This is a genomic window from Promicromonospora sp. NPDC050262, from assembly GCF_040655935.1.
Classification (GTDB): Bacteria; Actinomycetota; Actinomycetes; order Actinomycetales; family Cellulomonadaceae; genus Promicromonospora.
On the sequence record NZ_JBFAKX010000032.1, the window covers coordinates 16,437 to 30,911 of the forward strand.

The 14,475-nt window shown below is 74.2% G+C and carries 12 protein-coding genes; 7 read left to right on the top strand and 5 right to left on the bottom strand.

The annotated features are described in order from the left end of the window. Positions 1–71 precede the first annotated feature (71 nt). Together AB0I29_RS26765 and purB are read right to left on the bottom strand one after the other, a co-directional pair. The gene (locus AB0I29_RS26765; RefSeq protein WP_357487207.1) at positions 72–1,478 is read right to left on the bottom strand and encodes a M20 family metallopeptidase; all 1,407 of its coding nucleotides are present in this window, start codon (positions 1,476–1,478) and stop codon (positions 72–74) included. Between the two features lie 61 nt (positions 1,479–1,539). Beyond that, positions 1,540–3,036 (bottom strand): adenylosuccinate lyase, encoded by a 1,497-nt coding sequence (gene purB / locus AB0I29_RS26770; protein ID WP_357487211.1) that lies wholly within the window; start codon positions 3,034–3,036, stop codon positions 1,540–1,542. Positions 3,037–3,307: 271 nt separating this feature from the next. Between purB and AB0I29_RS26775 the strand changes: the two genes are divergently transcribed. Beyond that, the gene (locus AB0I29_RS26775) at positions 3,308–3,562 is read left to right on the top strand and encodes a hypothetical protein (protein WP_285100414.1); all 255 of its coding nucleotides are present in this window, start codon (positions 3,308–3,310) and stop codon (positions 3,560–3,562) included. Continuing rightward, on the top strand, positions 3,559–5,145 hold the full coding sequence (locus AB0I29_RS26780) for a hypothetical protein (RefSeq protein WP_357487216.1): 1,587 nt from the start codon (positions 3,559–3,561) through the stop codon (positions 5,143–5,145). The genes AB0I29_RS26775 and AB0I29_RS26780 overlap by 4 nt, the downstream gene beginning before the upstream one ends. Positions 5,146–5,156: 11 nt before the next feature. Here AB0I29_RS26780 and AB0I29_RS26785 read toward each other — a convergent pair whose 3' ends face one another. Next, positions 5,157–5,564: a phage holin family protein gene (locus tag AB0I29_RS26785; protein ID WP_285106591.1), complete on the bottom strand. Its 408-nt coding sequence runs from the start codon at positions 5,562–5,564 to the stop codon at positions 5,157–5,159. A 14-nt stretch (positions 5,565–5,578) separates the two neighbouring features. Here AB0I29_RS26785 and hisC point away from each other — a divergent pair, with 14 nt between their 5' ends. After that, on the top strand, positions 5,579–6,667 hold the full coding sequence (gene hisC / locus AB0I29_RS26790; RefSeq protein ID WP_357487217.1) for a histidinol-phosphate transaminase: 1,089 nt from the start codon (positions 5,579–5,581) through the stop codon (positions 6,665–6,667). Positions 6,668–6,802: 135 nt separating this feature from the next. On the opposite strand, the gene AB0I29_RS26795 is transcribed toward hisC, so the two are convergent. Continuing rightward, positions 6,803–7,702 carry a helix-turn-helix transcriptional regulator gene (locus tag AB0I29_RS26795; protein WP_357487218.1) on the bottom strand — a complete coding sequence of 300 codons (900 nt, stop codon included), beginning with the start codon at positions 7,700–7,702 and terminating at the stop codon, positions 6,803–6,805. A 102-nt stretch (positions 7,703–7,804) separates the two neighbouring features. On the opposite strand from AB0I29_RS26795, the gene AB0I29_RS26800 reads away from it, so the two are divergent. Next, positions 7,805–9,325, top strand: a complete 1,521-nt coding sequence (locus AB0I29_RS26800) for an MFS transporter (protein WP_357487220.1) — start codon at positions 7,805–7,807, stop codon at positions 9,323–9,325. A gap of 44 nt (positions 9,326–9,369) precedes the next feature. On the opposite strand, the gene AB0I29_RS26805 is transcribed toward AB0I29_RS26800, so the two are convergent. Continuing rightward, positions 9,370–10,380, bottom strand: a complete 1,011-nt coding sequence (locus AB0I29_RS26805) for an acetylxylan esterase (RefSeq protein WP_285106567.1) — start codon at positions 10,378–10,380, stop codon at positions 9,370–9,372. A 304-nt stretch (positions 10,381–10,684) separates the two neighbouring features. Here AB0I29_RS26805 and pdhA point away from each other — a divergent pair, with 304 nt between their 5' ends. The 3 genes from pdhA to AB0I29_RS26820 are packed head-to-tail and all read left to right on the top strand — an operon-like array spanning position 10,685 to position 14,358. Then, positions 10,685–11,854: a pyruvate dehydrogenase (acetyl-transferring) E1 component subunit alpha gene (gene pdhA, locus AB0I29_RS26810; protein WP_357487222.1), complete on the top strand. Its 1,170-nt coding sequence runs from the start codon at positions 10,685–10,687 to the stop codon at positions 11,852–11,854. A gap of 5 nt (positions 11,855–11,859) precedes the next feature. Beyond that, positions 11,860–12,891, top strand: a complete 1,032-nt coding sequence (locus tag AB0I29_RS26815) for an alpha-ketoacid dehydrogenase subunit beta (RefSeq protein WP_285106563.1) — start codon at positions 11,860–11,862, stop codon at positions 12,889–12,891. A gap of 24 nt (positions 12,892–12,915) precedes the next feature. Beyond that, complete coding sequence (locus tag AB0I29_RS26820) at positions 12,916–14,358, top strand: dihydrolipoamide acetyltransferase family protein (protein ID WP_357487225.1); 1,443 nt, start codon at positions 12,916–12,918, stop codon at positions 14,356–14,358. Positions 14,359–14,475: the final 117 nt, after the last annotated feature.

A 14,475-nucleotide genomic window follows, 5' to 3' on the forward strand; every position in this document is an offset into this window, starting at 1 on the left:
ACTGGCAGCAGATGCATGGCCGATGCCGGGTCGCGGCCGGGCGCGTCGACACGCCCGCCCGCCGGCGGCCGTCAGTCGAAGTAGCGCACCACGTCCACCGCGCCGCCCTGCGCGGCGAACTCCTCGTGGACGGCGGCGCGCAGCCCCGCGTCGTACAGGTAGTCCAGGGCGGTCGCCGCGAGCCCGGCGGCGCTGTCGACGGCGGCCGAGACCGCCGCCGGGGTCGCCGCGGCGGCCGCGAACTCCGCCGTGTGCAGCGCGACGTCGGGGGCGGAGACCTGCACCAGCGGGTGGATGCCCGGGATCCGGAACGAGACGTTGCCGAAGTCGGTCGACGCCGCGAGCGTCTCCGAGAGCACGCCCGCGGGCACCGGGTCGCGGCCGCGCCGGCGCTGCGCCGCGACCCAGCGCTCGGTCAGCGTGCCGTTGGTCCGCACGGGAAGGCTCGGGTGTGCGCCGTCGTCCCAGGTGATCTCCACCTCGGTGCCGGTCATCAGGGCCGCACCACGGGCGATGTCGTCGAGGCGGCGCGAGAGGTCGCGCAGGGTGTCGGGGTACTTGGACCGCGCGTACAGGTGGACCACCGCGCGCTCCGTGATGATGCTGGGCCGCGTGCCGCCCTCGGCGATCGTGGCGTGGACGCGATCGACGGGCGGCATCTGCTGCCGCAGCAGGCCGATGCCCTGGTAGGCGAGGCTTGCCGCGTCCAGCGCGTTGCGGCCCATGTACGGCTGGGCCGAGGCGTGCGCCGGCCGCCCCGTGAAGGTCCAGGTCAGCAGGCGGCGGCCGAGCCAGACCTGGTCGGCGACGTCGAGCCCGTACGGGTGCACCATGATCGCGGCGTCGATGCCCTCCAGCGCCCCGTTGCGGGCCAGGACCTCCTTGCCGGAGTGCCCCTCCTCCGCGGGCGTGCCGAGCAGGACGACGCGGCCTGCCGGGACCGCGCCGGACGCGGAGCCGGCCGGACCACCCGACGTCAGGACCTCGTGCAGCGCGAGGAACGCACCCACGCCGGACGCCGCGATGACGTTGTGGCCGCAGGCGTGCCCGATGCCGGGCAGCGCGTCGTACTCGGCGCAGATGGCGATGGTCGGCCCGGCCGGGTCGCCGACCTCGGCCCGGAACGCCGTCGGCACCCCGTGGGCACCCAGCTCCGCCTCGACGCCGTGCCGGGCGAGCACCTCCACCAGCGTCGCGGCGCTGCGGTGCTCCTCGAAGGCGGGCTCGGGGTGCTCGTGCAGCCGCCGGACGATCTCCGCGAGCTCGGGTTCGAGCCGGTCCGCGGCCCGCTCGACGGCGGCGACCAAGTGGGCGGGCGCACCGCCGTCGGGCCGGGCCGTGCCCTCGCCGGCCGCCCCGCCGGAGGAGGCCCTCGCTGAGGCCGCGCCGGCCAGGACGGCCCGCCGCCCGGCGGTCTCGGCGACCAGGTGGTCGAGGTAGGCGGTGCTCGGCGGGGTGGGGCGGCTCATGCGGTCCATCGTATGGAAAGCGTTACAGGACCGGAGAAATCACCCTTTGCTCCCCGCGCTGCACCCCGCCTCAGTCCAGGTAGTCCTTGACGAGCTGCTCGGCCAGGCCGGTGTACGTGGCGGGCGTCAGCTCCGCGAGGCGAGCCGCGACGTCGTCGGGGAGGCCGAGGCCCGCGACGAACTCGCGCATGCGCGCGCCGTCCACCCGCTGGCCGCGCGTGAGGTCCTTGAGGCGCTCGTACGGGTTCTCCATGCCGGGCACACCTGCGACGGACGCCGCGCGCATCGCGGACTGGACGGGCTCGCCCAGCACCTCCCAGTTGGCGTCGAGGTCCTCGCGCAGCAGGGTCTCGTTCACGGCGAGCCGGTCCAGGCCGCGCGCCACGTTGTCGATCGCGAGCAGGCTGTGCCCGAACGCGGGGCCGATGTTCCGCTGCGTCGTGGAGTCGGTGAGGTCGCGCTGCAGGCGGCTGGTGACGAGCGTCGCCGACAGGGTGTCCAGGAGCGAGCACGAGATCTCGAGGTTGGCCTCGGCATTCTCGAACCGGATGGGGTTCACCTTGTGCGGCATCGTGGACGAGCCCGTGGCGCCCGCCACCGGGATCTGCGTGAAGAACCCGAGCGAGATGTAGGTCCACACGTCCGTCGCGAGGTTGTGCAGGATCCGGTTGAAGCGGGCGACGTCGGAGTAGACCTCGGCCTGCCAGTCGTGCGACTCGATCTGCGTGGTCAGCGGGTTCCAGTCCAGCCCGAGACCCTCGACGAACGCCTTCGACACCGCCGGCCAGTCGGCCGAGGGGACAGCGACCGTGTGCGCGCCGTAGGTGCCGGTGGCGCCGTTCAGCTTGCCCAGGAACTCGGCGCCCTCGACGCGCAGGAGCTGACGCCGCAGGCGGTGCGCCAGCACCGCGAGCTCCTTGCCCAGGGTCGACGGCGTGGCGGGCTGGCCGTGCGTGCGGCTGAGCAGGGGGGCGGCGGCGTGCTCGCGTGCCATGCCCGCGAGCTGGTCGACGACGGCGGTCGCGGCCGGCAGCCAGACCTCCCGCACCGCACCGCGCACCATCAGGGCGTAGGACAGGTTGTTGATGTCCTCGCTGGTGCAGGCGAAGTGCACCAGCTCGCTGGCCGCGGGCAGGCTCGTCTCGCCCAGCGCCTCGGGTGCCGCGGCGATCCGCCGCTTGATGAAGTACTCGACGGCCTTGACGTCGTGCACGGTCTCGCGCTCGATCTCGGCCAGCTCGGCGATCTCGTCCGCGCCGAACGTCGCGGGGATCGCGCGCAGGTAGTCGATCTCCTGCTGCGAGAGCGCGGGCGCACCGGGCACCACCGGGGCGTCGACACCAGGCGCGCCGTTGCACAGCGTGATGAGCCACTCCACCTCGACGTGGATGCGCTCGCGGTTCAGCGCGGCCTCGCTCAGGTGGTCCACGAGCGGGGCCACCGCCTTGCGGTACCGGCCGTCCAGCGGGCCGAGCGCGATGGCCGGGCTCACCTCCGCGAGCGCGACGCGGGTGACCGAGCCGGCGGAGTCGGCAGGGCTGGCAGCAGGGGCGGTGGTCTCAGGCACGTGCTCCATTCTCCCACGGGCCCGTCTTCCCGCGGCCTCGTCGTCCACAGCACCGGTCCGCTGCTGGCGCGCAGCTCCGGTGCGAGGCAGCGTGACCGCCCTTCCCGACGGCGTTCCGCGGGTGCGAGCCCGACCACAGGCGACAGTTCCGCCCGTCCGTGCACAGGTGCTCCGCTCCACCCGACGTGCCCTGCGGAGCCGGTCTAGCGTCACAGGGAGACGTGACCGGCCGACCCAGGGGAGTGCGAGCGCCGATGAACAGAGCCCGTCCATGAACGGCAGCGACCCGTCGTGCGCGTCGAGCACGGCGCCGGTGGCGGAAGACGTGCTGCTGGCGCTCGCGCGGGCCGTTGACCTCGTGGACGGGGCGGCCGCCGGGGTACGGGCGGCCGGTGACGTCGAGTGGAGGGCGCGTGCGGCCGAGCTGTACCGGGCGGCGGTCGCCGACGCGGCGCGCGCCCTGGCCCGGGACCGCGTGCTGCTGGACGGTGCGGTGCGGCTGGCGTACGGCGGGTGGGCGCGATGAGTGGCGACCCGCGGCCGCCCCGGGGCGGCGATCCGCTCCTGCCGGGAGACACCGTCACGGTGTACGGCGGCGGGGGTTCGTCGGCCGTCGAGACGGCGTCCGTCCGACGTGCCGCGGCCCTGCTGGCCCGTGCCGCGGACGACCTGCGTGCGGCCGCCCGGTGCTGCCTGGGCGTGAGCCGTGACCTGGTGCCGGGGCCGGTCCTGGGCGGGGCCGGGCGGACGGGCGAGGCGTTGCCCGGCGCGGCCGGCGCGGCCTGGCCGGGCGCGACCGGGTGCGCGCCCGGCGCCCCCGCGCCGGCGGTACTGGCCCTGGACGAGGCGGTGCGGGATGCGGCACGCTCCCTGGCGGAGCGGGCCGACCGGTGCGACCTCCTGGGCTGGCGGCTGCTGCGTGCGGCGGGCCTGTACGAGGAGGCGGAGTCGACCGCGCACCGCCTGGTCGGTGCGCTCGTCACGGCGGGCGCGTTCGGTACCGGGGTGGCGTTCGGCAGCCTGGGCTGGGCGGCCCTCGTGGGGGTCGGCGCCGCGGGCGGGGCGGAGGTCGCGGTGCGCATCGCCGGCGGTGCGGTCACCCGAGGCCTCTCCACCTCGGTCACGGGGTGGGCCGGGGCGGGTGCGACCCGTGGTGTGGCGCCCTGGTCGGACGAGGTGTTCGCGGGTCTGGGCAGCGGCGTCGCGCTCACCAGGCCAGGGCTCGTCCGGGACCGTCCGGGCGTCGCCGGAGGGGCCGGTGTGCTCGCGCACGTGGCGCGCGAGGTGCCGGTGCTCGGCAACGACGGTGAGGGGCTCCGGCTCACGCGGCTCGGGCCCCAGGACTTCGCGCACGGCGCCGTCCCGGCGTGGTCGACGAGCGGGGCGCGGTCGGTGCAGGAGGCGCTGGCCAGGATCGACGACCTCCACCCGGGCCCCGGCGGCGCGCCCACGGCCACGATCGCGGTCCAGCGCGTGACGGCGGCGGACGGCGCGGTGTCGTGGACGGTGCTGGTACCGGGCACCCAGTCCGCGCTGCCTGCCGACCACCCCTGGGACGGTCGGACCGACCTCGAGCTGGTCGCGGGCGAGCTCGACGGCGCCACGGCCGCGATCGAGGGCGCGCTGGCGGACTCCGGCGTCGGGCCCGACGAGCCCGTCACCCTCGTGGGCCACAGCCTCGGCGGGATCGCGGCCACCGCGCTGGTGTCGCGGGCGGGGTTCGCCGAGCGCTACCGGGTGGGCGGGCTCGTCACCGCCGGCGCGCCGACGGGCCTACTGACCACCCCGCCCGGCGTCCCCGTGCTGCACCTGGAGACCCCGGAGGAGCTGGTCTCGCACACCGACGGCCGGTCCGCCGTGGAGAACCCCCGCACGCGCGACCGCCTCACCGTGGTCCGGTCGCTGCGGGACTCGGTTGCCGCGGCCGACCGGGCGGCGTCGGGCAGCCTGCCGCAGGCACATGCTGTCTCAACGCACGTCCGGACCCTGGACCTCGCCGTCGCGTCGGGCGATCCCCGGGTGACGGCGACGGTCGACCAGATCGGCGCGCGGCTGGTCGGGCCGGCCGCGAGCACCGTGTTCTACCGCGCGGAACGGACCGGGTCGTGACCCGGGACGGATCAGTCCGAGATCCGCTTGGGCAGCAACGCCAGCAGGATGGTCTGCACCACCGAGATCACGATGGCCGCCAGCACGTACCACCAGAAGCCGCCGTTCACCTCGAGGCCCCAGTTGGGGGTGTCCGAGAACCAGGTCTGGTTCGTGATGAGCGTGGTGATCCACAGCATCAGCGCGTTGATCAGCACCGACACCAGGCCGAGGGTCAGGATGTAGAGCGGGAGCGAGATGAGCTGGACGATCGGCTTCACGATCATGTGGACCAGGCCGTAGACGATGGCGACCACGATCACGGCGAGGGTCGTGCCGAGTGTGGTCCCGTTGCTCACGACGTCCATGTGAGAGCCGAGGATCAGGGCCGACAGCCCGATCGCGAGTGCGGTGATGAGGATGCTGGCCACGAGCTTCATCCGGTCATCGTGGCATGCTGACCCCCGTGGAAGAAGCATTCGTACCGCTCCGCGCGGCCGTGTCGGCCCTCCCCGCCTACGTTCCCGGCGCCCGGGTCGCCGCCGGCGCCCAGGCCTGGAAGCTCTCGTCCAACGAGAACCCGTATCCGCCGCTGCCGTCCGTGCTGGACGCCATCGCGCGCGGCGCGGCCGAGGTGAACCGTTACCCGGACATGTACGCCGGCGAGCTCGTCGAGGCGCTCGCGGCCCACACCGGTGTGGCGCCCGAGAACGTGGTGGTCGGCAACGGCTCGGTCGCCGTGCTCGCGCACGTGCTACAGGCCGTCGTCGAGCACGGGGACGAGGTCGTGTTCCCGTGGCGGTCCTTCGAGGCGTACCCGATCGCGGTCGCCGTGGCAGGCGGCAGGGCGGTCACCGTCCCCGTGCAGGAGGACACCGGCCGGCTCGACCTGCCCGCGATGGCGGCCGCCGTCACGCCCGCCACCCGCGTGGTGCTCGTCTGCACGCCGAACAACCCGACCGGCCCCGCGGTGCACGCCGACGAGCTCGAGACCTTCCTCGCGGCCGTGCCCCGGGACGTGCTCGTCGTCGTGGACGAGGCCTACCTGGAGTTCGTCCGTGACCCCCAGGTGGCCGACGGCGTCGACCTGCTGCGCCGCCACTCGAACGTGGTGCTGCTGCGCACCCTGTCCAAGGCCTACGGGCTGGCGGGTCTCCGCGTGGGCTACGCCGTCGCCGAGCCCCGGCTCGCCGCGGGCATCCGCGCGGTGTCCACGCCGTTCGGCGTCTCGCACCTGGCCCAGGTCGCCGCGCTGGCCTCGCTCGCGCCCGCCGCGCAGAGCGAGCTGATGGAGCGGGTCGACGCGCTGGTCACCGAGCGCACGCGGGTCACCGGCACCCTGCGGGAGCAGGGCTGGGACCTCCCGGACACGCAGGCGAACTTCGTCTGGTTCGGGCTCGGCGAGGCGACGGTGCAGCGCGCCGCGGAGGCGAAGGAAGCGGGCGTCCTGGTGCGCCCGTTCGCGGGCGACGGGCTCCGCGTGAGCATCGGCGAGACCGAGGCGAACGACGCGTTCCTCGAGATCGCGGCGACCTGGCGCTGACAGACGACCCTGACAGACGACCCTGACGGACGACCCTGACGGACGACGCTGCCGGACGACCCTGACAGACGACCCTGACGGACGACCCTGACAGACGACCCTGACAGACGACGCTGCCGGACGAACTGAGCCGGCTCAGCCGATCAGCGCGTCCGCCAGCACACCGTCCCGGGCGGTCCAGGCGGGCGCGGCGCCCACCAGGGAGTCGAGGCGCTCCAGCCGGCGGGCCGAGTCGGCGTCGGCGGGGGTGAGCACGACCATGCGCTCGCCCCGGTCGCGGTCGAGCCACAGGCTCTGGAAGACCGTGTCGAGCCTGCCCACCCGGGAGGACAGGTAGCGGCGCAGCTGTCCGGGCCGGTCGCCGCGCACCTCGTGCTCGTCCCAGTACCGCACGAACTCGGGCGAGTGCTCGCGCAGGCCGCCCAGCAGCCCGCTCCACCTCGGGTGGTCCCGGAACTCGGCCTCCCGGGCGCGCAGCCGGCCCGCGAGGTCGCGGAGCACAACGTCTGGCTCCACGAGGCTGTCGCGCCACTCGTCGTTCATGAACAGGAGCCAGGCGCAGTTCCGGTCGGCGGGATCGACCGCGTCGAGGTCGCCGAACAGGAACCGGTAGCTGCGGTTGGCCGCGACCAGGTCGTACGTCGCGGTCTGGATGGCGGCGGGAAAAGGCAGCAGCCGCTCCAGGAGCGCGATGTGCTCGGGGCGGACAACCATGAGCGGGTTCGGCGCGACAGCCCGGGTGTCGGCTGCCCGGCCGGCCAGGATCATGAGGTGCCGCCGCTCCTCGGGGCGCAGGCGCAGCGTCCGTGCGACGGCGTCGAGCACCTGGTCCGACGGGTTGGGCGCCCGCCCCTGTTCGAGCCACGTGTACCAGGTGACGCCCACCCCGGCGAGCTGCGCCACCTCCTCGCGGCGCAGTCCGGGGGTCCGGCGCCGGCCGGCCTGCGGCAGCCCGACGTCGGCCGGGGTCACGCGGCCGCGGCGCTCCCGCAGGAAGGCCCCGAGCGCCTTGTGGTCCGGTGCGGTACTCGTCACCGGACCAGTGTCACCCCGCAGGGCGCGGGCAACCAGGTGGTGTCAGTACCCGTATGAACAGGCTCCTGGTACCAGGATGTCGAACGGCGCACGGTCGAGGACATGACGACATCCCTCCGCGCGGCGGTCGACCACGGCGCGCTGCTGGACCACCCGGGAGTCCCGGCCCGGCCCCTCCCCGCCGTGGCGCCGGCGCTGACCGCCGGCGGCCTCGCCGTGCTGCTGCTCGCGTTCCTGCCCGTGAACTTCACGTTCGGCGCGGTGAACCTGCTGGTCCCCGCGATCGCGGCGGACCTGGGCGCCGGCCCGTCCGGTGGGGCGCTCGTGCTGTCCGCCTACACCACCACCTTCGCCGCCGGGCTGGTCGTCTCCGGACGGCTGGGTGACCGCTACGGCCGCCGGAGGCTGCTCAGGATCGGGCTGATCGCCTTCGGGGCGCTGGCCGTCCTGACCGGGCTCGCCCAGGACGTGGTCTCCCTCGTGGCCCTGCGCGCGGCACTGGGCCTGGCCGCCGGGCTGTTCACGCCCCAGGTGCTGACGAGCATCCAGGCTACGGCGCCCGACAGGCTCCGCACCCGCGGGATCATCCTGTTCACGGCGGCCGGCGCGATCGCCTCGATCGCCGGCCAGGTCGTGGCGGGTGCGACAACCGTCGCGCTGCCGGAGCACCTGGCCTGGCGTGCGGTCCAGGCGATCACGGGTCTGATCGCCCTGCTGGCGCTGCCCGGCCTGCGCGCCGTCCCGGAGTCCCGCTCGCCGGCGCCGCTCGGACTCGACCTGCGGGGCGCGGCGCTGCTCGGGGGCGGGCTCGTGGCGCTGGTCGTACCGCTGACCCTCGGCCCGACGGCGGGGTGGCCGGCCTGGTCGCTCGGCCTCCTGGCCGTCGCCGCGGTCACCCTGACGGCCTTCGGCCTCGCCCAGCGCGCCACCGAGCGACGGGGCGGGCTGCCCGTGGCGCCGCCCAGCGTGCTGCGGGTCCCGGTGGTGCGGATCGGCCTGACCATGACGCTGCTGTTCTTCGTCTCCTACGGTGCGTTCCTCTACGAGGTCTCGGAGTACTCGCAGACCGCCTGGGGCGCCGACGGCTGGGACGTCGCGATGCTGACGCTCGGCTTCGGCGGAGGATTCTTCGCCGCCGCGCTGCTGCTGCCGGGCGTCCTGCGCCGGGTGGGGCCGCGCATCATGGTCTACGCCGCCACCGGTCAGGCGGCGGCGCTGCTCGCCATCGCGCTGGTCATCGGGCTCGACGACGGCCGGACCGCCCCGCTGGCGCTGCAGCCGCTGCTCGTCGGGCTCGGTGCCGCGCAGGCGTTCATGTACGGGCCCGCGCTGCAGACCGTGCTCTCGCGTACCCCCGGCTGGGCGGCCGGCGTCGCGGGCGGGCTGCTGACCACGCTGCAACAGCTCGGGATCGGGCTGGGCGTGGCGCTGCTGGGCGGCCTCTTCCACGCCGTGGCCGGCCTGGCGGGTGGGGCCGCCGGCGGTACCGCCGCGGCGGACGCCACCGGGACCGGGTCGGGTCTCACCGTCGGCCTGGTCACCGCCCTGGCCGTCCAGGCCGGGTGCGCCGTCGTGTTCGCCCTGCTGGCGCACCGCGTCGCGCACCACAGCGCCGCGGGCTGACCGGTGCGACGCCCGGAGGCCCGGAGGCCTGGCCGGCGCCCGGGTCAGCCCGCCAGGCAGCGCGCGATGTGGGCCCGGGTCGCCGCGGCCGCCCGGGCGTCGAGGTCCTGGTCGCCGGGGTAGTCGGCGTGCCCCGCCGGCAGGGTCTCCAGCTCCAGCGTGGGGCAGGCCGGTCCGCCGGCCCGGGTCGCGGCCACCGCCGTCACCGCGTTCGCCACGGCGAACTGCCCGGGCGGCGGCACGGCCGCGTCCCACAGGGCGCACTCGCAGCGCACGGGGATGCGCAGGTACCCGGCCGCCGTCGACGTGTCGAAGTAGCGCAGCACGTCCCGCGCCTCCGGGTGCTCGGCGACGTACCGGCGCACGGCCTCGCCGCTGCCCGTGCACTCCAGGCCGAGGCGCACGTCGTACTGCCCGAAGCTCGGCACCACGAAGGTCGCGCCCACGAACCGGCGGTCCCAGGGCACGGCCAGCGCCCCGATCCCGCCGAAGCTCGCGCCCACGTAGTAGAGCGGCAGGTCCCCGGCGATCTCGACGAGGGCGTCGGCCGCGTGCCACAGGTCGACGGCGCAGCGGCCCAGCGCGTAGGTCTCCACCGAGCCGATGCCGTGCACCACGTGCTCGGCGGCGTTGTCCGGGGCGCCCACACCGACGTTGAGCGCCCCGAGCCCGCGCGCCACGGGGAAGACGACGGCGGCGTCGTCGGGCACGCGGGCGAGGTCCGGCGCGTCCCGGCCGCCGTACCCGTGGCCGTGCACCACGCCGACCCGGGCCGCGCCGTCGGACGGGAGGGCGAGCCAGCCCCGCAGCCGCAGCCCGCCCGCGCCCGTGTGCTCCAGCTCGTAGAGGTCGTGCGCGCCCTGCCGGCCGAGCGACGTCAGCCGCGGCTCGGGACGAACGGCGCGCGAGGCCACGAACCACCCGTGCCACAGCTCGGCGAAGCCCGCGGGCGCCGGGACCGGCTCGACGGCGAGCAGCGCGTCCAGGTCGTAGCCGTAGGTGCCGTCGATCGCGGCGTCGGGAAACCAGGCGTCGTACGGCTCGGGCAGCGGCATCGGACCAGTATCGGCGTGGGGCCCGCCGAGACGCGGACGCCGCGCGGAGCACGCCGCGGCCCTGGTCGCCGATACCCGGTCGCACCCTTGGTGGGTTCCGACAAACGGTCCCGGGAGAGATTGGGGGACATCGCGGCAGACCTACCTACGGAGCCGTAGCCTACGCTTGCGTAGGCTACGAGAGCGTAGGTTGCGGATCGGCCAAATTTCCGGCTGGACCCGTGCCAGGATGGAAAGGTCCCCGGAACGGACCGGGCGTCTCCGCATGTGCGGGCGCTCGCGTCCGCAGGTGAAGGAGGAAAGTGTGACTACCACCAACGGCTCCAACGAGGCGATCCCGACGTTGCAGCTACTCGATCCCCAAGGGAACCGCGTCACGACGCGCGGGACCAAGGGCTATCGCGACCGCGCCGCGACCCTGACCACGGAAGACCTCCGTGGCATGTACCGCGACATGGTCCTGACTCGCCGTTTCGACGACGAGGCGACCTCGCTCCAGCGGCAGGGCGAGCTCGCCCTGTTCGCGCCCGCTCGTGGCCAGGAGGCCGCGCAGGTCGGCAGTGCCTACGCCCTGCGGCCGCAGGACTACGTCTTCCCGTCCTACCGGGAGCACGGTGTGCTGCACGTCCGTGGGCTTGACCCTGTCGACCGGCTGCGGTTCTTCCGCGGTTCGGACCACGGTGGGTGGAACCCCACCGAGCACAACACGGCCGTCTACACCATCGTGATCGGCGCGCACACGCTGCACGCCGCCGGCTACGCGATGGGCGTCCAGCGGGACGACACCCCGCTCGACAAGCACGACGGCACCGCGGTGATCACGTACTTCGGCGACGGCGCCACCTCGCAGGGCGACGTCAACGAGGCCATGGTCTACGCGGCGGTGAACAACGCCCCGGTCGTCTTCTTCCTGCAGAACAACCAGTGGGCGATCTCCGAGCCGACGACCCGCCAGACCAAGGGTCCGCTCTACAAGCGCGGCGAGGCGTTCGGCATGCCGAGCCTGCGCGTCGACGGCAACGACGTGCTCGCCGTGTACGCGGCGACGCAGGAGGCGCTCGAGCGCGCCCGCCTGGGCGAGGGCCCGAGCTTCATCGAGGCGTTCACCTACCGCATGGGCGCGCACACGACGTCGGACGACCCGACCCGCTACCGCACCTCCGAGCAGGAGGAGCAGTGGCGGCGCCGCGACCCGATCGACCGCCTCGGCGCCCTGCTGCGGGCCGAGGGCGGGCTCGACGACGACTTCGAGGCCGAGATCAAGGCCGCGGGGGACGAGCTGGGCGCAAAGCTGCGCACCGGCGTCCGCGCCCTCGACGGCGGCCCCGCCGTCTCCAGCACGTTCGACGACGTCTACGCCACCCCGCACGGTGTCGTCGCCGCCGAGCGGGCCTGGTACGAGGCCTACGACGCCGGTGACCCGCCGGCCCCCCAGTACGCGATCGCGGACTCAGCGCAGGGAGGCGCACGATGACAACCATGGCGGAACGAACGCACACCACCGGCGGCGCCGCGGAACCGGCGTCGGGCACCCAGACGCTGTCGCTGGGCAAGGCGATCAACGAGGGCCTGCGCGCCGCGATGCGGCGCGACGACAAGGTCATGCTCATGGGCGAGGACATCGGCCCGCTCGGCGGCGTCTTCCGCGTGACCGACGGGCTGCAGGCCGAGTTCGGCGAGCAGCGGGTCGTGGACACCCCGCTGGCGGAGTCCGGCATCGTCGGCACCGCCATCGGCCTGGCCATGCGCGGCTACCGGCCGGTCTGCGAGATCCAGTTCGACGGATTCGTCTTCCCGGCGTTCAACCAGATCACCACGCAGCTGTCCAAGATCCACAACCGGACGCGCGGCGCGGTGCAGATGCCCGTCGTCATCCGCATCCCGTACGGCGGCGGCATCGGCGGCGTCGAGCACCACGGCGAGAGCCCGGAGGCGCTGTTCGCGCACACCGCCGGACTGCGCGTGGTCTCGCCGAGCACCCCGCAGGACGCGTACACGATGATCCAGGAGGCCATCGCCTCCCCGGACCCCGTGCTGTTCTTCGAGCCGAAGAGCCGCTACTGGGGCAAGGGCGCGGTCGACCTCGACACCCCGCTCGGCACCGACACGCTCAACGCCGCTCAGGTGGTCCGCCAGGGCACCGACGTCACGCTCGTCGCCTACGGGCCGTCCGTCGTGACCGCGCTCAAGACCGCCGACGCGCTCGCGGAGGAGGGCCGGTCCGCCGAGGTGATCGACCTGCGGGCCATCTCGCCGATCGACACCGCGGCCGTGGTGGCGAGCGTGCGCAAGACCGGCCGCTGCGTCGTGATCCACGAGGCCCCCGTGTTCTTCGGCGCCGGCGCCGAGATCGCGGCCCGGGTCACGGAGGAGTGCTTCTACGCGCTGGAGGCGCCCGTGCTCCGCGTGGGCGGCTTCCACACCCCGTATCCCGTGGCCAAGCACGAGCACGAGTACCTGCCCAGCGTGGACCGTGTGCTCGACGCCGTCGACCGTGCCTTCGCGCACTGACCCAGGAGTGAACCGAGAGTGAGCTTGAACATCCAGAGGTTCCCGCTCCCCGACGTCGGCGAGGGGCTCACCGAGGCCGAGATCGTCGAGTGGCAGGTCGCCGTGGGCGACACCGTCGAGGTGAACCAGACGATCGTCGAGATCGAGACGGCGAAGTCGCTCGTCGACCTGCCGTCGCCCTGGAACGGGACCGTCTCCGCACTCCTCGTGGAGTCGGGCACCACCGTCGACGTCGGCACCCCGATCATCGAGATCACCGTGTCCGACGGCGGTGGCGCGCCCGCCCCCGCGTCGAACGGCACCTCCTCCGAGGCACCCGCACCGGCCGCCCCGGGCGCCCAGGAGGAGAGCTCCGGGTCCGTGCTCGTCGGCTACGGCACCGCCGAGGCGAAGGCGAGCGGACGGCGTCGCCGGCACGAGGCGGCGGTCGCCACGACGACGGCTCCGGCCGCAGTCGTGGCCGCCCCGGCTCCGGCACCCGCCCCCGTGGCGGCCCTGCCGGCTCCGGCACCCGCCCCGGTGGCGGCCCCGCCGTCGGACACCGGGACGACGACGGCCGCACGCGCCCGCGTGCTCGCCAAGCCGCCCGTCCGCAAGCTCGCCAAGGACCTGGGTGTGGACCTGGCGGGCGTGCACGCGTCGGGTCCCGGCGGCATCGTGACGCGCGAGGACGTGGTCGCCCACGCCGAGCGCTCCTCGGTGCAGAAGCTGACCAGCTACCCGGACGACGAACCGTGGCTCGCCCAGGGCGTCGTCTCACCGGACGGGCGTCAGACGCGCGTCCCGGTGCGGTCCGTGCGCAAGCGCACGGCCGAGGCCATGGTGGCCAGCGCCTTCACCGCGCCGCACGTGACGGTGCTGCACACCGTCGACGTCAGCAGGACCATGAAGCTCGTGGCCGCGCTCAAGGAGGACCGCGACTTCACGGACGTCAAGGTGACGCCCCTGCTCGTGGCGGCCAAGGCGGTGCTGCTCGCCGTGAAGCGGCACCCGCAGATCAACGCCTCGTGGGACGACGCCGCCCAGGAGATCGTCTACAAGCACTACGTGAACCTGGGCATCGCCGCGGCGACGCCGCGGGGCCTCGTGGTGCCGAACATCAAGGACGCGCACACGCTCGACCTGCTCGGCATCGCCAAGGCGCTCGCGGGGCTGACGGCGACCGCGCGGGCCGGGCGCACCTCGGTCACGGACATGTCCGACGGCACCATCACCATCACCAACCTGGGTGTCTTCGGCATCGACACGGGTACGCCGATCCTCAACCCGGGCGAGTCGGGCATCCTCGCCTTCGGTGCGATCCGCAAGCAGCCGTGGGTGCACAAGGGCAAGGTGAAGCCGCGCTGGGTGACCACGCTGAGCTTCAGCTTCGACCACCGGCTGGCCGACGGCGAGCTGGGCGCCCGGTTCCTGTCCGACGTCGCGCGGGTCCTCGAGGACCCCTCGCGCGGCCTCGTCTGGAGCTGAGCCGCTCCACCAGAAACGTGTCAGACCCCCAGGTCACCCGGGTGACCTGGGGCCTGGCTGCTGAGCACGGCGGCCGCCGTGCTGGCCGAGCTGGGCCGCCCGGACGAGGCGCTCGAC

What these genes read in the sequence shown, in the direction of transcription:
- AB0I29_RS26765 (WP_357487207.1), bottom strand. Translation starts at nt 1,478, where the DNA reads ATGGACCGCATGAGCCGCCCCACCCCGCCGAGCACCGCCTACCTCGAC.
- AB0I29_RS26775 (WP_285100414.1), top strand. Translation starts at nt 3,308, where the DNA reads ATGAACGGCAGCGACCCGTCGTGCGCGTCGAGCACGGCGCCGGTGGCG.
- AB0I29_RS26780 (WP_357487216.1), top strand. Translation starts at nt 3,559, where the DNA reads ATGAGTGGCGACCCGCGGCCGCCCCGGGGCGGCGATCCGCTCCTGCCG.
- AB0I29_RS26785 (WP_285106591.1), bottom strand. Translation starts at nt 5,564, where the DNA reads ATGAAGCTCGTGGCCAGCATCCTCATCACCGCACTCGCGATCGGGCTG.
- hisC (WP_357487217.1), top strand. Translation starts at nt 5,579, where the DNA reads ATGCTGACCCCCGTGGAAGAAGCATTCGTACCGCTCCGCGCGGCCGTG.
- AB0I29_RS26800 (WP_357487220.1), top strand. Translation starts at nt 7,805, where the DNA reads ATGACGACATCCCTCCGCGCGGCGGTCGACCACGGCGCGCTGCTGGAC.
- AB0I29_RS26805 (WP_285106567.1), bottom strand. Translation starts at nt 10,380, where the DNA reads ATGCCGCTGCCCGAGCCGTACGACGCCTGGTTTCCCGACGCCGCGATC.
- AB0I29_RS26815 (WP_285106563.1), top strand. Translation starts at nt 11,860, where the DNA reads ATGGCGGAACGAACGCACACCACCGGCGGCGCCGCGGAACCGGCGTCG.